We start from the raw sequence: 15,876 nt of genomic DNA on the forward strand, positions 1-15,876 counted from the left end.
CCGGCCGCCCCCTCTCCTTCCCGCTGCCGCTTTGGACCCGGAGGGTCCGAGACGAAAGCCGCACTCGCGTGAGCCGAATGCCGCGAGACGGCGCATAGGCGCGGGCGAAGCGAAGCGAAGCCCACCCCGCCTATCAGTAGCGGGTGGCGAAGGTGAGGAAGTCCGCCCAGGCGTCGGCGGATATGTGGAGGTTCGGCCCGTCCGCGACCTTCGAGTCCCGGACGTGGACGGTGGCGGGAGTGGCGGCGACCTCAACGCACTGGCCGCCGGTGGAGTCGCTGTAGCTCGACTTGCGCCAGTCGAGGGCGACCTCGACGCAGTCGCCCCCGCCGGAGTCGCTGTAGCTGCTCTTGAACCATACGAGTTCGTTCATAGCTCACCCATCAACTGCTCGACGAAGCTTACGGATTCCTCCGGCCTGAGGGCCTGCGCCCGGATCATCGCATAGCGCCGGACAAGTGTGCCCACCTTGTCGGGCTTGGAGAGCAGCGTGCTCTCTCCGTGGCTCTCCATGTAAGCCAGGGAAGTCTCGTCTGGCATCACGATCAGCTTCATGGGCCCGCGCAGTCCCGCGTGTTCGGCGCAACTCGCTGGCATGACCTGGAACGTCACGCTGGGGCGAGCCGCCCTGGTGAGGAGGTGTTCGTACTGGCGGCCCATGACCTCCGGGCCGCCGATCTGTCGCCGCAGTGCCGCTTCCTCGATCACGGTGTGAATCAGTGCCATCGGCTTGCGGTCGAACAGCGCCTTGCGATCCATTCGGGCCGTGACGAGCTGTTCCAGCTCGTCCTCTTCGAACGGCGGGTAGTTGCTGCGGAGCAGCGCGCGGGCGTACTCCTCGGTCTGCAAGAGCCCGTCGATCACCTGCGTGCAGTACGACGACACGCTCAGCGCCTCCTGCTCCAGCTGTACGAAACCCTGGAAGTACTCGGGATACCGCTCCAACCGCAAGAACCCGATAGCGGACCGAAGCAACCCGCCCGCGTCCAGTGCCTTCTCGGCCGCTTCGATGAAGTCGTCCGTCGGCGGCTTCGCGCATGTCTCCACCGCGCTCACCGCTGACCCTGTGTAGTGCATCAGCTCGCCCAACTGGTCCTGCGTCAGCCCCGCGTGCTCGCGCAGAATCCGCAGCACAGCTGCGAAGTACCTCATGGTCGGCGGCGCGGAGTCCTTCTTCTTGGGCGTTGCCATCCCATCCACCCCCTCAACGCGGCTCAACGCCGATCAACCCCCGTTCGACAGGAGTTGTCGCCAGCCGCGGTCGACGTTCTGTTACTGGTGACGCTAGTCACCTGCACTGACAGTGGGGGCATGAACGCACAAAGTCACGACGTAAACCCTCGCCATGGCTGGAAGCAGAGGTTTACACCCGTCCCGCTCTCTGTCCATCGCGCTCGCCAGACGGCCGCGGCCGTGCTCTGCGCGTGGGGCGTGCCGCCGGACGCCGCGCAGGTCGCGTTGCTCGTGTTGTCGGAGCTGGCGGCCAACGCGGTGCGGCATGGCCGCGTACCGGGGAGGTATTACGAGGTACGTATCGCCTACGACGCCGAGAAGCTGATCGGCATCGAGGTGTCGGACCCGGGGGAGGCGCTGCCGGTCCTCGCCGAGGCGACGCCGGAGGCCGAGTCCGGGCGCGGGCTGGCGATCGTGGCTGCGTTCGCCGAGGCGTGGGGCGTACGGGAGCGGGTGGTCGGGAAGACCGTCTGGGCTCGGGTCCGTCTGTGAGAGGGCGCGGAGCGTTACTCCTCGAAGGCACCCAGCCGGTGCGCGATGGCCGCGGCCTCCCCTCGGCCTGAAGCGCCCAGCTTGGCCAGGATGTTGGAGACGTGCACGCTCGCCGTCTTCGGTGAGATGAACAGCTCCTCCGCGATCTGCCGGTTGCTCCGTCCGGCGGCGACCAGCCGCAGCACGTCCCGTTCCCGCTTGGTCAGGCCCAGCGCCGCCGCCGGCGTCGGGGGCGGGGCCGTCTTCCCATCGGCCTGCCGCAACGGGATCCGGGCGCGGCCGGCCAGCGTGGTGATCTCCGTCTCGAGTGGCACCGCGCCCAGCTCGCGCGCTACCGCCTCGGCCTGCCGCAGCAGCTCACCGGCCGCTTCGCGGGACCCGTCGCCGCCCTGGGTGATCAGGGCATGCGCGAGCCGCAACCGGGCGGTGGCCAACAGCGGCGGGGCCTCCAGCTGTTCGGCGGCGGCGACCGCCTCCGTCCAGCGGACGGTGGCGTCCCGGCCCTCGGTGGTGAGCAGCTCGGCCTGGATCATCAGGGCCTGCGCGGCCCACAGCGGTGCGAATTCGGGCTGGCCTTCCATCGCCTTGCGGATCCGCTCCACCGCCGCCTTGCGCCCTGGCTCGGCCACCGCGAGTGCACGGGCCCGCGCCTCCGCCGCCGCGGCCTCGTACAACAGCGGCCAGCCGTAGCGATGATGGCCGGGCGGGATGGCCTCGCCGACCGCCGCATCGAGCAGGGAGCGGACGTCGAGGATCCGGCCGTCGGCGGCCGCCAGCGCGATGGCCATGCGGCCCATGGCCAGGGTGTGCTGCGGCTCCGGGTAGGGGCCGGTGGTGCCGCTTTCGGACTCCTCCATCCGGCGCCGGGCCTCGTCGTACGCGCCCCGGGCCAGGGCGAGTTCGGCCCTCCGCTCGGCGATCAGCGCCCGCATGCGGACGCTCACCCCGCGGCGGCCGAGGCCCCGCTGGAGCGCTTCGTCGGCGTTGGCCCAGCGGCCGAGCTGGATGAGGGATTCGGCGAGGTTGCCGTCGATGTACGAGGCGGTGTCCGGCAGCCCGTGCCGGTCGGCGAGCGCGCTGCCCCGCTCGGCGGTCTCGACGGCCTCGGCGTAGCGGCCGAGGCCGTGCAGCGCCGTGGCCAGGTTGCCGTGGCCGCGCAGCAGGACGTTGGCGTTGCCCGGCTCCAGATCGCGGGCGCATACGGCGCGGGCCTGTTCGAGCCCGGTCTCGACGTCGCCCGAGTGGATGGTGAGCCAGGCCAGGGTGAGCTGCGCGGTAAGGCCGGTGATCTCCGCGCCCGTCGCCCGACAGAGCTCCACGGCCTGCCGCGCGGTCTCCATCACCGCCGTCGTCGGCTGGTGCACGGCGTACCAGTGCGCTGCCTGCGTCAGCGCTTTGGCGTGGACGAAGGACGGCGGCTGGTCCCGCATCAGTTTCTGGGCGTGGGCGATCTCGTCCCAGCCGTCGGAACGGGAGAGGTCGCGTACCAGCTCGTAGCGCACGAGCCAGAACCAGGCCGCTCGCAGAGGCTCACCCTCCAGCTTGCGCAGCGCTCGCTTGCAGAGGGCGAGCGCTCGCTCCTGCTCTCCCGCGAGGCGCGCGGCGATGGTGATCGCGGCGAGCAGGTCCAGGAAGTCGCCGGGTGCGTCTGGGGAGATGGCCATGTACAGGCCGTCTTCGGCGCCTTGCCGCATCGCCTTGCGGCGCAGCTCCTCGGGGGTGTCGTCCCACAGCTCCAGCGCCCGCTCCAGCAGCTGGTGCTGCTCGGCGAACGCGTGCCGGCCGCGGGCGGCGGCCGCCGCGGCGATCACGGCGGGCAGCGCCTTGGCGGGGTCGCGGGCGTCGAACCAGTAGCCGGCCAGCCGCCCGGCCCGCTCCTCGGACCGTACGAGCGTGGGGTCGGCCTCCAGCGCCTCGGCGTAGCGGCGGCTGAGCCGGGAGCGCTCGCTGGGCAGCAGGTCGCCGGCGACCGCCTCGCGCATCAGGGCGTGCCGGAAGCGGAAGGACTCGCCCTCGTCGGAGGGGAGCAGGACGGCGGCGCCGACAGCGGTACGCAGGGTCTCGATCAGCTCGTCCTCGGCGAGGCGCGTGACGGTGGCCAGCAGCCGGAACTCGACCTCGGAGCCGCCCTCGGCGGCGATCCGCACCACGCGCTGCACCTGGTCGGGCAGCGCCTCGACGCGGACCAGCAAGAGGTCGCGGAGGGAGTCGCTGATGCCGCCCGGTGAGCCTTCGAGGATGCTGCAGGCCAGCTCCTCGACGAAGAAGGCGTTGCCCTCGGAGCGTTCGAAGACCCGGTCCAGCACCTGCTCGGGCGGGACCTCGCCGCGGATGGCGGTGAGCTGGCGGCGGACCTCGGTGCGTTCGAAGCGGGGCAGTTCGAGGCGGGTGACGGTGCGCAGCCGCTCGTACTCGGCGAGGGCGGGACGCAGCGGGTGGCGGCGGTGCAGGTCGTCGGCGCGGTAGGTGGCGACGATGAGCAGGCGGCTGTGGGTGAGGGCGCGCAGCAGATAGCTGAGCAGCTCGCGGGTGGAACGGTCGGCCCAGTGCAGGTCCTCAAGGGCCAGCACGAGGGTCCGGTCCGCGGCAAGGCGCTCGAGGAGGCGGACGGTGAGCTCGAAGAGCCGGGCGCGGCCCTCGGTGTCGGGGCGTCCCCGGTCCATCTCGCCGAGCTCGGGCAGCAGCCGGGCGAGCTCGCCTTCCTGGCCGGTGATGGCGGCGTCAAGCTCCGCGCCGAGCCGGCGGCGCAGGGAGCGCAGGGCGGTCGAGACGGGGTGGTAGGGCAGGGCGTCGGCGCCGGTTTCCACGCAGCCGCCCAGGGCGACGACGGCCCCGTCCGCGACGGCCCGGCCAAGGAACTCCTGCATCAGCCGGGTCTTGCCGACACCGGCCTCACCGCCCACAAAGAGGGCACGGGGCTCCCCGGCGTCCGCCTGGGACAGGGCTTCGTCGAGAGCGGTGAGCTCGGCGCTGCGGCCTACGAAGACAGGGCTTATGTGACTGCTGTGCACGGTGCCGAGCATCGCATGTCGTACGAGGTGAGGGACAGCGGCCTGGGCGTCGGCGGCGGCGGCGGCGGCCGCCGGGTGCCCGGCCACGCGATGCCCTTGCTCCGTCACACGGCGCGGGGTCAGCGGCGGACGCTTCACGCGCGTCGTGAGCGTAGGAAGTAGTGCTTGCGGCTGTCGGCGCCGGAGGTGCTGTCGACGGTGCTGTCGGCGGTGGTACGGACCGCCTTCGCGTCCTGCTCGGCCTCGCGGACCAGGCGGCGCTGCGCGGCGCGGGCCAGGACGGCGGCCTGGCGGGCGGCTTGGAACTCGTGGTGCAGCATGACGGTCTCCTTGGACGAGCTGGTCTCTTGCTGTGCTTCCAGCGTCGTGTCCAAGGTGGGGGCGCCACATGGGGAGGCTTGCGCATCTTGCCGCCCAGGGGGTGCCTTAGGCCTGGGGTAGGGGGACCTTAGGAGTTCCAAGCCGTGGCGCGGTGGTCAGCGCGGGGCCGGGGTGGGTGTGTTGTCGGCCTTGACGTCGAACTTGATGTTGTCGCCGTCGATGCCGGTCACCGTGACCGTGACGCCCAAGGTGCTGCCGTCGTCCGCGGTGAGCTTGCACCGGGTGGTGGTGTCGACCTTGCCCTCGAGCTCCTTGGGGCAGGTGATGTTCGGCTTCGGCCGGCCTGTCGTCGCGGCGAGTCTTTCGGCGACTGTGGTGGCCAGCTTGTCCGCGGACAGCTTCGGCGTGGACTTCTCGGCGCTGACCGAGGCCGAGCAGCCTGCGAGCAGCGCGCCGGCGGCTACGGCTGTGAGGATCGACGTTGTTGCGGACAACCGGATGGCGGGCATGGTGGAACTCCGGTCTGGATGGTCATGACAAGGGGACACGGGAAGCATAGTTGGCAGGAATGCTCCGGGTGTGTCTGGGGTGCAGTTGACTGCTCCCCCCATGGGAGGGCCCCAAATTTCATTGAAACAGACTGATTAACGGTGCATCGTGCGGAAGGTGGTACTTGCACACAGATGGCGCCGCTTGTGATGAAAGCCACAATGTCACCCCTGGTAGTTGCTTGGGTGGCGATGGGCTGGGGTGACTTCATATGGTGCGGCCCGACGGGTCGGGTGTCGTTACTTTAGGTAACAAGAAAGGTGCGCTGCTGGGGTGGTCGTTGGTGCCTCTCTTTTCGGAATCTCATTCGATACGTAGGCTCGGGCCCGCCTGCAGGGGGCTGCGGTGCGCATGAACCGGGGGGTTCGGTCGGGCACTTTCGCGTAGCCCTGATCCTGCATCACTTCATGGGAGGGGAACACGAATGAGCAGTGCCCGGAGGCCTGATTTACGCGCCGCTGTAGCGGCGGCTTCGATTGCCGCCTTGGGCTTCCTCACCACTGCCTGCGGTGCGGATGGGGATGGCTCGAGCGCTGCCACGGCACGGCCCTCGAGGGTGTCGAATGCCGTGGAATCACCCTCTTCATCAGTCACTCCTGAACTGTCCGCATCAGCGGCGGGTAGCTCTCCCACTCGTCAGACGGACATGCAGAAAGCGCAAGAGGAGGCAGGCCGAAAGCGGGCCGCGGAGGCTCCCAGCGGTGTTCCCGTGACGCCGGGGAAGCTCAAGGAGAGCGAGGACTTCGCGCACCCCGCGACGACCAAGGGGGACGTGACGGTCTTCAAGCCGGTTCGCAGCGGATCTGCTCTGATGGTGCCGGTAAAGATCACCAACCATGGAGATCAACGTGCGTTCTACGAGGTCGCCGTCCGCGTGACCGGGGATCACGGGTTCGATGCGACGGTTCACATGAAGACCGACGTGGTCGGCGTTTATCCCGGGGCTTCATGGCCCACTGAACTCACCGCCCGGGATCCTGGGAGTCCGCTCCCGGAGAACCCCCGGGTGGCCATCGTCAAGAGCACGAAGTCACGGCATCTCAGCACGATGCCTGGGTCAAGTCGGGGATAGGAAGAGCCGGCATGACGCTGTCTCGTGCATCTCGCACAGTCCGGAGGATCGGGGCTGTCGTATGGGCTGCCGGATTGTTCGGGGTCGCCTCGTGTTCTGCCGGAGACCGCGCTGTCAGCCTTGACGAAACGCGGAAGTTTGCGGGCAGTCCGAAGGCTGTGCAGGCAAGGCAGGAGGCTGAGAAGCAGCTTGTGGGCATCGTTCGGACATATGACAAGGAGACGCCCCTCACCCTCGCCCTGGTCGTTGTGAAGGACTACTGCAAGGGAGCAGCGGGAGGGATGTGGCCATCAGATGACGACACGTACAAGATCCGCTGCATTGTGGCTGTCACCGGTTATTACGGTGCCGACCGGCGCCGGGTCGGTGACGTCTTGGACGGGGTTCTTTCCGCAGGTGACCGGCAGGCGGCTGCTACGACCCCGGGCTACGGTGTCGACTTCGGCCATGACGACTACCGCAGCAAGCTGGTCGCCTACTACCGGGGACACCGGCTCAACCCGGATGGGTCGCACACGACGGAGCCCATGCAGCTCTCCGACGGCTCACAGACGTTGGAGTGGGACATGGTCCGCACCGAACAGCATCGGATGCTGATCGATGAACAGCCCGTGTGTGCGAAACCTGATCCGCCGGTGACACGATGCTCTCGCGAGCCGGAGACAAAGACCGTTGCCGATATCCGTAGCAAATACGGAATGGTTTTCAAAATGAGCTTAACCCCCCTTGAATATTACCACGTTTCCAAAGAAGGTAAGGCTTACGTCAACTGGTGAAAATTGCGGGGCCCACACCCTGGTCCGGGACGGCGATCACCCTGGCGTGCGCGGAAAGTGGCCTTGCACGCCTTGCACGCCTTGCCCGCCCGCCGGTCCGCCCACACGCCAACACTGCGCCAAGGCGCACCGCCCACGGCCCACCTTGAGGCATAGTCAAGTGGACACGCGATCTGGGAGGAGCGGGGACCGTCTTGAAAATCCTCATCAGCGCCGATATGGAAGGCGCCACGGGCGTGACCTGGCCCGCGGACGTGCTGCCCGGCACACCGCAGTGGGAGCGCTGCCGCCGTCTGTTCACCTCCGATGTGAGCGCGGCGGTGACCGGTTTCTTCGACGGGGGCGCCGACGAGGTGCTGATCAACGAGGCGCACTGGACCATGCGCAATCTGCTGCTGGAGGAGCTGGACGAGCGGGCAGTCATGCTCACGGGCAAGCACAAGAGCCTGAGCATGGTCGAGGGCGTGCAGCACGGCGACGTGGACGGGATCGCGTTCGTCGGCTATCACACCGGCGCCGGGACCGAGGGCGTCCTCGCGCACACCTACCTCGCCAACTCCATCACCGGCGTGTGGGTGGACGGCGTGCCCGCGAGCGAGGGGCGGCTCAACTCGCTGGTCGTCGCCGAGTACGGGGTGCCCGTGGTGCTGGTCACCGGGGACGACCGGACGTGTGAGGACGCCAAGGGGTACGCGCCCGGGGCGCGGTCGGTCGCGGTGAAGGACTACGTGTCGCGGTACGCGGCGGTGTGCCGCACCCCGGCCCGTACGGCGGCGGACATCCGCGCGGCGGCCCGGGAGGCGGCGCCGCTAGCGGTGCGTCATGAGCCGGTGCAGGCAGGGCCCTTCACCGTGGAGCTGGAATTCGACGCGGAACACCTGGTGGGCGCGGCCACCGTCGTACCGGGGGTGGAGCGCAGCGGGGTGCGGCGGGTGGCGTACACCTCGCCGACCATGTACGAGGGCATCCGCTGCTTCAAGGCGGTCACCACGCTCGTATCGGCCGCGGTGGAGGAGCAGTATGGGTGAGCCGGAGCCGGCCGGGGTGATAGACGCGCGGGCGCTGGAGGAGGTGGTGCGGTTCACCTCCGAGCTGATCCGTATCGACACCACCAACCGCGGCGGCGGCGACTGCGCCGAGCGCCCCGCCGCCGAATACGTCGCGGAGCGGCTGGGCGAGGTGGACATCGACACCACCTTGCTGGAGCGCGACCCGGGGCGTACGAACGTCGTCGCGCGGATCGCGGGCACCGACCCGTCAGCCCCCGCGCTGCTGGTCCACGGCCATCTGGACGTGGTGCCCGCCGAGCCCGCCGACTGGAGCGTGCACCCCTTCTCGGGGGACGTGCGCGACGGCGTGGTGTGGGGCCGGGGCGCCATCGACATGAAGAACATGGACGCGATGGTGCTCGCCGCCGTCCGCGCCTGGGCCCGTGCAGGGGTGCGGCCGCGCCGCGACATCGTGCTGGCCTTCACCGCGGACGAGGAGGACAGCGCGGAGGCGGGTTCCGGCTTTCTCGCCGCTGAGCACGCCGAGCTGTTCGAGGGCTGTACGGAGGGCATCAGCGAATCGGGCGCCTTCACCTTCCACGCGGGGAACGGGATACGGCTGTACCCCATCGCGGCGGGGGAGCGCGGTACGGCCTGGCTGAAGCTCACCGCCCGGGGCACGGCCGGACACGGCTCGAAGGTCAACCGCGACAACGCGGTCAGCCGGCTGGCCGCCGCCGTGGCGCGGATCGGCGAACACCGCTGGCCGGTGCGGCTGACGCCGACCGTCAAGGCCGCGCTGACCGAGATCGCGGCGCTGCGCGGGGTCAAGGCCGAGGTGGCCGCCGCCGACTTCGAGGCCGACTTCGAGGCAGACTTCGACGTCGACGCGCTGCTGGCCGAGCTGGGGCCCGCCGCGGCCCTCATCGAGCCGACGGTCCGCAACAGCGCCAACCCGACGGTCATGGAAGCCGGTTACAAGGTCAACGTCATCCCCGGAAGCGCCACGGCGTATGTGGACGGCCGGATCGTGCCGGGCGGCGAGGAGGAGTTCCACACCACGTTGGACCGGCTGACCGGGCCGGACGTCGACTGGGAGTTCCACCACCGGTCGCCGGCCCTTCAGGCGCCGCCCGACAGCCCGGTCTTCGCGGCCATGCGGGCCGCGGTCGAACACTTCGACCCGGGCGGACACGCCGTGCCGTACTGCATGTCCGGCGGCACGGACGCCAAGCAGTTCTCCCGGCTCGGCATCGTCGGATACGGCTTCTCGCCGCTGCGGCTGCCGGAGGGCTTCGACTACCAGGCGCTCTACCACGCCGTGGACGAGCGGGTGCCGGTCGACGCGCTGTACTTCGGCGTCCGGGTGCTCGACCACTTCCTGCGGAGTGCCTGAGGGTGGCCGACGGCATGAACGACAAGTTAGGTGACGTAATGGGTGACGTGATAGGTGACAGCACGGCGGCCACGACCCCGTACGGGGCCTGGCGGTCCCCGATCGACGCCGCGCTCGCCGCGTCGCACGGCGGCCGCCCGGAGTACGTGGGCACGGTCGGCGACGAGGTGTGGTGGACGGCGCCGCGCCCCGGCGAGGGCGGCCGCAGCACGCTGATGCGGCGCCGGCCCGGCGGCGCGGAGGTCAGCGCGCTGCCCGCGCCGTGGAACGTGCGCAGCAGGGTCATCGAGTACGGCGGGCTGCCGTGGGCCGCCGTGCCCCGCCCGGCGGGCGGCCCGCTCGTCGTCTTCGCACACTTCGCGGACCAGCGGCTGTACGTGTACGAGCCGGACGACCCGACCGGCGCCCCGCCGCGCCCGCTGACCCCGGTGTCGGCCGTCGGCGGCGGGCTGCGCTGGGCGGATCTGCGGCTGCACGCCGACCGTGGCGAAGTGTGGGGCGTACTGGAGGAGTTCACCGGCGAGGGGCCGACCGACGTACGCCGGGTGATCGCCGCGGTGCCGCTGGACGGCTCGGCGGCTGATGACCGTACGGCGGTGCGCGAGCTCTCCGACGGCCGGCACCGCTTTGTCACCGGGCCCCAGCTCTCCCCGGACGGGCGGCAGGTGGCCTGGATCGCCTGGGACCATCCGCGGATGCCGTGGGACGGCACGGTCGTGATGGTGGCCGGGGTCACGGAGGACGGCACGTTCGCGGGGGCCCGCGCGGTGCTCGGCGGGCCGGGCGAGTCGGTCGCCCAGGCCGAATGGGCCGCCGACGGCACGCTGCTCGTGGCCACCGACCGTACGGGCTGGTGGAATCTGCACCGGCTCGACCCGCGCGAGGCATACGCCGACACGGGCGCACGCCCCGAGCCCGGCGCGGCCCCCGAACCCGGCGCCGGGGCGGCACAGCCGGTCGCGCTCTGCCCCCGCCAGGAGGAGTTCGGCGGGCCGCTGTGGAGGCTCGGCCGGCGCTGGTTCGCGCCGCTGGCCGGCGGGCTGATCGCCGTCGTGCACGGCCGGGGCGCCGCCCGGCTCGGCATCCTCGATCCGCGCACCGGCGAGCTGTCCGACGCGCCGGGCCGCTGGACCGAGTGGGAGGGGACGCTCGCCGTGGCCGACAGCCGGGTCGTCGGCGTCGCCGCGAGCCCGCACAGCTCGTACGAGGTGGTGGAGCTGGACACCCGCACCGGCCACGCCCGGGTCATCGGCGCGGCGCACACCGACCCCGTCGACCCGGCCTACTACCCGCGGCCGGTGGAGCGCACCTTCGCCGGGCCGGACGGCCGGGAAGTCCACGCGCATATCCATCCCCCGCACAACCCCGACCACACCGCGCCCGACGGCGAGGCGCCGCCGTATGTGGTGTGGGTGCACGGTGGCCCGACCGACCGCACCCCGCTCGTACTCGACCTGGAGATCGCGTACTTCACCTCGCGCGGCATCGGCGTCGCCGAGGTCAACTACGGCGGCTCGACGGGCTACGGCCGCGCCTACCGGGACCGGCTGTGCGAGCAGTGGGGCGTGGTGGACGTCGAGGACTGCGCGGCCGTGGCCGAGGCGCTGGCCGAGGAGGGCAGCGCCGACCGGGCCCGGCTCGCCATCCGCGGCGGCAGCGCGGGCGGCTGGACCGCGGCGGCCTCGCTCGCCACCACCAAGCTGTACGCGTGCGGCACGGTCAAATACCCGGTCCTCGACCTCACGGACTGGACCGACGACGGGACCCACGACTTCGAGTCGCAATACATGGAGACACTGATCGGGCCGCTCGCCGAGGTCCCCGACCGCTACCGCGACCGCTCGCCGGCCCACCACGCCGACAAGGTCTCCGCGCCCTTCCTGCTGCTGCAGGGGCTGGACGACCCGGTGTGCCCGCCCGTGCAGTGCGAGCGCTTCCTGGAGGCGGTCGCCGGGCGCGGCGTCCCGCACGCGTATCTCGCCTTCGAGGGCGAGGGCCACGGCTTCCGCCGGGCGGACACCATGATCCGCGCCGTGGAGGCCGAACTCGGCCTGTACGCACGGTCATTCGGTCTGACCCCGCCCGGCATTCCGGCCCTGGAGCTGACTGACTGAACCGCGTAGCGTGAGCCGCGGCACTGCCCCTGTCACCCACCTGGAGGAGCGAGTTGACATCCCCAAGGGCGTCGCGCGTCGTCGGCCGCGATCCGCTGCCCGCCGCCGTGGCCGGAGCGTGGCCGCCCGGCGCGCCCGAGACCTGGCTGCTCAGCGTCTCCCGGTACATCACCGCCATGGACCAGGGCGCGCCCGGCAAGATCCTCGACGCCGAGGAGCGGGAGCGCGCCGCGAAGTTCGTACGGACGGAGGACCAGCAGCGGTACACGGCCGCGCATGTGGGCCTGCGGGAACTGCTCGGCGCCTACCTGGACATGGAGCCCGCGGCGGTGCCGTTCACCCGGGAGGACTGCCCCGGCTGCGGCGGGCCGCACGGCCGCCCCGCCGTGGTCGGCATGCCCCTGCACTTCAACCTGTCGCACGCCGGCGACCTGGTGCTGTTCGCCTTCGCGGGCTCGCCGATCGGCGCCGATGTGGAGAAGGTGCAGCCCGTCTCCGTCGTGGACCAGGTCGCCCAGAGCCTGCACCCCACCGAGCGCGCCGAGCTGGCCGCCCTCGCCGCCGTCGACCGCCCCGCCGCCTTCGCGCGCTGCTGGACGCGTAAGGAGGCGTATCTCAAGGGCATCGGCACGGGGCTCTCCCAGGATCCGGCGATCTCCTACGTCGGCACGGGCGAGCGGTCGGTGCCGGTCGGCCCCTGGACGCTGACCGACCTCCCCACCGACCACCTCGCCTCTGCCGCCGCCGACTCCGACTCTGCCGGAGGGCCCGGGTACGCCGCGGCGTACGCCCTGCTGGAGCAGGCTGCCTAGGGTTTTCTGGACGGGCGGCGGCGTGAAGGGCTTAGATGTGCGGATGCCCGACACGCCGTACGTAGCCGTGGGACCCCGCGTGGCCATCCGCCACACCGAGCGGACCGACCGCGCGGAGTTCACCCGGCTCGCCCGCACCAGCGCCGCCCTTCACCACCCGTGGCTGACCGCGCCCGCCACGGACGAGGCCTTCGACACCTTCATGACGAAGCTGGAGCGGGACGACCACGAGGGATTCCTGGTCTGCCTGCCCGAGACCGGCGCGATCGCCGGTTTCATCAACATCAACAGCATCGTCCGCGGCGCCTTCCAGGGCGGCACCATCGGCTACGGGGCCTTCGCGCCCCACGCCGGGCACGGCTATGTCTCCGAAGGGCTCGGGCTCGTACTGGGCTACGCCTTCGGGCCGCTCGCACTGCACCGCATCGAGGTCAACATCCAGCCCGGCAACGAGGCGTCGCTGGCGCTGGTGAAGCGGTACGGCTTCCGGCTGGAGGGCTTCTCGCCCGACTACCTCCACATCAACGGCGCGTGGCGCGACCATGAGCGCTACGCCATCACCAGCGACATGTTCAAGGCGCAGGGCTGACGCTCTGTTCAGGTCGGCCGCGCCGTTGTTCCATGGTCACCTGAGGGTCGCCGCAGCCGGAGGCGGCCCGAGGCAGTCGGAGTGAGGCAGCCTGTGGCCACGAGTCTGCGACGTACCACCCTGACCCTTCCCACCGCCCCGCTCGGGCCCGAGAACCCCCTGCCCGCGCTGCGGCTCCCGCGCGAGGTGCACCACATCGACGAGCCCACACGCGCCACACTGCCCGCCGATATGGCCCGCCAGGCCGCGTACGAGCCGCTGAGCTCGGTGCTGCCGGTGCGGCTGCGCGACGGCTACGGGCGCGGGCGGGCGCCCGCCGGGCTCGACGCCCTCGTCCTCGAGAACGACCGGCTGCGGGCCACCGTGCTGCCCGGCCTCGGCGGCCGGGTGCACTCCCTCCACCACAAGCCGACCGGCCGTGAGCTCCTCTACCGCAACCCGGTGCTGCAGCCCGCCGACTTCGGCCTCAGCGGCGCCTGGTACTCCGGGGGCATCGAGTGGAACATCGGCGCCACCGGCCACACCACCCTGGCCTGCGCCCCGCTGCACGCCGCCCGCGTCCCCGCGCCCGACGGCGGCGAGATGGTGCGGCTGTGGGAGTGGGAGCGGCTGCGCGACCTGCCCTTCCAGGTCGACCTGTGGCTGCCCGAGGACTCCGACTTCCTCTACGTGGGGGTACGGATCCGCAACCCGCACCACCAGCCCGCGCCCGTCTACTGGTGGTCCAACATCGCCGTCCCGGAGGCGGCGGGCACCCGCGTCCTCGCCCCCGCCGACGGCGCCTGGCACTTCGGCTACAGCCGCACCCTGCGCCACGTCCCCGTCCCCGAATGGGACGGCACCGACCGCACGTACCCGCTGCACGGCGACTACCCCGCCGACTACTTCTACGACCTGCCCGCGGACGCGCGCCCCTGGATCGCCTCGCTCGACCAGGAAGGCCACGGCCTCGTCCAGACCTCCACCGACCAACTGCGCGGCCGCAAGCTCTTCCTGTGGGGCGCGGGGCCCGGCGGCCGGCGCTGGCAGCGGTGGCTGACCGAGCCCGGCACCCCGGGCTACGCCGAGATCCAGGCCGGGCTCGCCCGCACCCAGCTGGAGCACGTCCGGCTGGAGGCGGGGGAGGAGTTCGCCTGGCTGGAGGCGTACGGACCGCTGGCCGCCGACCCGGCGGCGATCCACGGAGCGGATTGGGCGGCGGCCCGGCGGGAGGTCGAGACCCGGCTCGAGTCCGCCGCGCCGCGCGCCGCCGTGGCGGCGGCCTACGCCGCCTGGCGCCCGTACGCCGACGCCGAACCCGGCGAGCGGCTGGCCACCGGCTCCGGCTGGGGCGCGCTCGAGGTGGAGCGCGCCGGCTACCGGCTGCCCGGCACCCCCTTCCACCCGGACACCCTCGGCGAGCCCCAGGAACCGTGGCGCCGCCTGCTGCGCACCGGCGCGTTTCCGGCCTGGGCGGCGGGCGAACCCGCGGCCGACCCCGGCTGCTCCCTGACCGCCCCGGCCTGGCGCGACCTCCTGGAGTCGGCACCCTCGACGGCCGCCGCCGAATACCACCTGGGCGTCGCCCAGTGGCACGCGGGTGACCGCGCCCAGGCCACCCGCAGCTGGGAGCGGTCGCTGCGCTGTACGGAGACGCCGTGGGCGCTGCGCTGCCTGGCCGTCGCCGACACCGCTGCCGGCCACTCGGCGCGTGCCGCGGATCGGCTGCTGCGGGCGATGGACTTGATCCTGGCGGGAGGCTGGGGTCGGGCCCGGGACCGGGACAGAGGCCGGGACTTGGCCTCGGGCCGGGACATGGGCACGGCCCAGGGCTGGAACCCGGCCTCGGCCTCGGCCTCACTCTCGGGCCGGACCAACGGCGGTCGGCCGGCCCCGGGCCCGGCCCCGGGCCCGGCCGCGGGCCCGGCCGCGGTGGCCGGATCGGGCGAGCGTGTGCAGGCTCCGGCGCTCGCGGGGGCCCCGGACGTACCGGGCGCGGGGACGTCGCCGGACAGCGCCGCGCCAGCGGCCGGTGGCCGCCCGCGCAGCGTGGCGGCAGGGGAGAGCGGGGACGGGGGCGCCGCCACCGCTACCACGGCGGCGCTCGCGGAGCCGGCCGCAGCGGGTCCCGCTGCGGCCGATACCGGCGCGGCGGAGGCAACCGCGACGGAGGCCGCCGAGGCCGCGCTCGCGCGTGAGGCGGTGGCCGCGTTGCTCGCGGTGGGGCGTGCCGAGGAGGCGCGTACGGTGCTGGACGGGCTGCGTCCAGCCGTCCGTGAGCGTGGCCGCTTCCGGCTGCTCCTGGCCCAGGTGCTGCTGGCCCAGGGCGATGCCGTGGCCGCGCGGGCGATCTTCGACGAGGGCTTCGAGGTGGCGGATCTGCGCGAGGGCGACGAGACCCTCAGCGACACCTGGTACGCGATCGCGGAGCGGATCGTCGCGGGCGGCGGGGAGCCGCTGACCGACGACGTACGGGAGCGGGCGCGCGCCGAGCACCCGCTCCCGGAGCGGTACGAGTTCCGGATGCGGCCCGCGTAACGGCG

General features: G+C 71.8%; 14 protein-coding genes. 9 read left to right on the forward strand and 5 right to left on the reverse strand.

Features of this window, described 5'->3' with window-relative positions; all coding sequences use genetic code 11:
* Window positions 1-133: 133 nt before the first annotated feature.
* The gene (locus ACWDSL_RS30760) at window positions 134-373 is read right to left on the reverse strand and encodes a DUF397 domain-containing protein (RefSeq protein WP_450490944.1); all 240 of its coding nucleotides are present in this window, start codon (window positions 371-373) and stop codon (window positions 134-136) included.
* Window positions 370-1,191: a helix-turn-helix domain-containing protein gene (locus ACWDSL_RS30765; RefSeq protein ID WP_450490946.1), complete on the reverse strand. Its 822-nt coding sequence runs from the start codon at window positions 1,189-1,191 to the stop codon at window positions 370-372. The genes ACWDSL_RS30760 and ACWDSL_RS30765 overlap by 4 nt, the downstream gene beginning before the upstream one ends.
* A 222-nt stretch (window positions 1,192-1,413) precedes the next feature.
* Between ACWDSL_RS30765 and ACWDSL_RS30770 the strand changes: the two genes are divergently transcribed.
* Window positions 1,414-1,725 (forward strand): ATP-binding protein, encoded by a 312-nt coding sequence (locus ACWDSL_RS30770; protein WP_450490948.1) that lies wholly within the window; start codon window positions 1,414-1,416, stop codon window positions 1,723-1,725.
* Between the two features lie 14 nt (window positions 1,726-1,739).
* On the opposite strand, the gene ACWDSL_RS30775 is transcribed toward ACWDSL_RS30770, so the two are convergent.
* From ACWDSL_RS30775 to ACWDSL_RS30785, 3 genes are all read right to left on the reverse strand, one after another.
* Entirely contained in the window at window positions 1,740-4,748 is a 3,009-nt protein-coding gene (locus ACWDSL_RS30775; protein WP_450491002.1) for a helix-turn-helix transcriptional regulator, read from the reverse strand.
* A 122-nt stretch (window positions 4,749-4,870) separates the two neighbouring features.
* Window positions 4,871-5,056 (reverse strand): hypothetical protein, encoded by a 186-nt coding sequence (locus ACWDSL_RS30780; RefSeq protein ID WP_450490950.1) that lies wholly within the window; start codon window positions 5,054-5,056, stop codon window positions 4,871-4,873.
* A 156-nt stretch (window positions 5,057-5,212) separates the two neighbouring features.
* The gene (locus tag ACWDSL_RS30785) at window positions 5,213-5,566 is read right to left on the reverse strand and encodes a DUF4333 domain-containing protein (protein ID WP_450490952.1); all 354 of its coding nucleotides are present in this window, start codon (window positions 5,564-5,566) and stop codon (window positions 5,213-5,215) included.
* Window positions 5,567-6,315: 749 nt separating this feature from the next.
* Between ACWDSL_RS30785 and ACWDSL_RS30790 the strand changes: the two genes are divergently transcribed.
* The 8 genes from ACWDSL_RS30790 (at window position 6,316) to ACWDSL_RS30825 (ending at window position 15,871) form a co-directional block, all read left to right on the forward strand.
* Window positions 6,316-6,678, forward strand: a complete 363-nt coding sequence (locus ACWDSL_RS30790; protein WP_450490954.1) for a hypothetical protein — start codon at window positions 6,316-6,318, stop codon at window positions 6,676-6,678.
* Window positions 6,679-6,689: 11 nt separating this feature from the next.
* Window positions 6,690-7,454 carry a hypothetical protein gene (locus ACWDSL_RS30795; RefSeq protein ID WP_450490956.1) on the forward strand — a complete coding sequence of 255 codons (765 nt, stop codon included), beginning with the start codon at window positions 6,690-6,692 and terminating at the stop codon, window positions 7,452-7,454.
* Between the two features lie 194 nt (window positions 7,455-7,648).
* Window positions 7,649-8,482, forward strand: a complete 834-nt coding sequence (locus tag ACWDSL_RS30800; RefSeq protein WP_358639645.1) for a M55 family metallopeptidase — start codon at window positions 7,649-7,651, stop codon at window positions 8,480-8,482.
* Window positions 8,475-9,839 carry a M20/M25/M40 family metallo-hydrolase gene (locus ACWDSL_RS30805; protein WP_450490958.1) on the forward strand — a complete coding sequence of 455 codons (1,365 nt, stop codon included), beginning with the start codon at window positions 8,475-8,477 and terminating at the stop codon, window positions 9,837-9,839. The genes ACWDSL_RS30800 and ACWDSL_RS30805 overlap by 8 nt, the downstream gene beginning before the upstream one ends.
* A gap of 38 nt (window positions 9,840-9,877) precedes the next feature.
* Window positions 9,878-11,953: a prolyl oligopeptidase family serine peptidase gene (locus ACWDSL_RS30810; RefSeq protein WP_450490960.1), complete on the forward strand. Its 2,076-nt coding sequence runs from the start codon at window positions 9,878-9,880 to the stop codon at window positions 11,951-11,953.
* Window positions 11,954-12,006: 53 nt separating this feature from the next.
* Window positions 12,007-12,765: a 4'-phosphopantetheinyl transferase family protein gene (locus ACWDSL_RS30815; RefSeq protein WP_450490962.1), complete on the forward strand. Its 759-nt coding sequence runs from the start codon at window positions 12,007-12,009 to the stop codon at window positions 12,763-12,765.
* Between the two features lie 43 nt (window positions 12,766-12,808).
* Complete coding sequence (locus ACWDSL_RS30820) at window positions 12,809-13,354, forward strand: GNAT family N-acetyltransferase (protein ID WP_450490964.1); 546 nt, start codon at window positions 12,809-12,811, stop codon at window positions 13,352-13,354.
* Window positions 13,355-13,447: 93 nt separating this feature from the next.
* Window positions 13,448-15,871, forward strand: coding sequence for a DUF5107 domain-containing protein (locus tag ACWDSL_RS30825; RefSeq protein ID WP_450490966.1), 2,424 nt, complete (start codon window positions 13,448-13,450; stop codon window positions 15,869-15,871).
* Window positions 15,872-15,876 lie beyond the last annotated feature (5 nt).

It is taken from the genome of Streptomyces sp. NPDC000941 (assembly GCF_053599555.1).

Coding starts and splice junctions, on each gene's coding strand:
- ACWDSL_RS30760 (WP_450490944.1), bottom strand. CDS start 373: ATGAACGAACTCGTATGGTTCAAGAGCAGCTACAGCGACTCCGGCGGG.
- ACWDSL_RS30765 (WP_450490946.1), bottom strand. CDS start 1,191: ATGGCAACGCCCAAGAAGAAGGACTCCGCGCCGCCGACCATGAGGTAC.
- ACWDSL_RS30775 (WP_450491002.1), bottom strand. CDS start 4,748: ATGCTCGGCACCGTGCACAGCAGTCACATAAGCCCTGTCTTCGTAGGC.
- ACWDSL_RS30780 (WP_450490950.1), bottom strand. CDS start 5,056: ATGCTGCACCACGAGTTCCAAGCCGCCCGCCAGGCCGCCGTCCTGGCC.
- ACWDSL_RS30785 (WP_450490952.1), bottom strand. CDS start 5,566: ATGCCCGCCATCCGGTTGTCCGCAACAACGTCGATCCTCACAGCCGTA.
- ACWDSL_RS30795 (WP_450490956.1), top strand. CDS start 6,690: ATGACGCTGTCTCGTGCATCTCGCACAGTCCGGAGGATCGGGGCTGTC.
- ACWDSL_RS30805 (WP_450490958.1), top strand. CDS start 8,475: ATGGGTGAGCCGGAGCCGGCCGGGGTGATAGACGCGCGGGCGCTGGAG.
- ACWDSL_RS30810 (WP_450490960.1), top strand. CDS start 9,878: ATGGGTGACGTGATAGGTGACAGCACGGCGGCCACGACCCCGTACGGG.
- ACWDSL_RS30820 (WP_450490964.1), top strand. CDS start 12,809: ATGCCCGACACGCCGTACGTAGCCGTGGGACCCCGCGTGGCCATCCGC.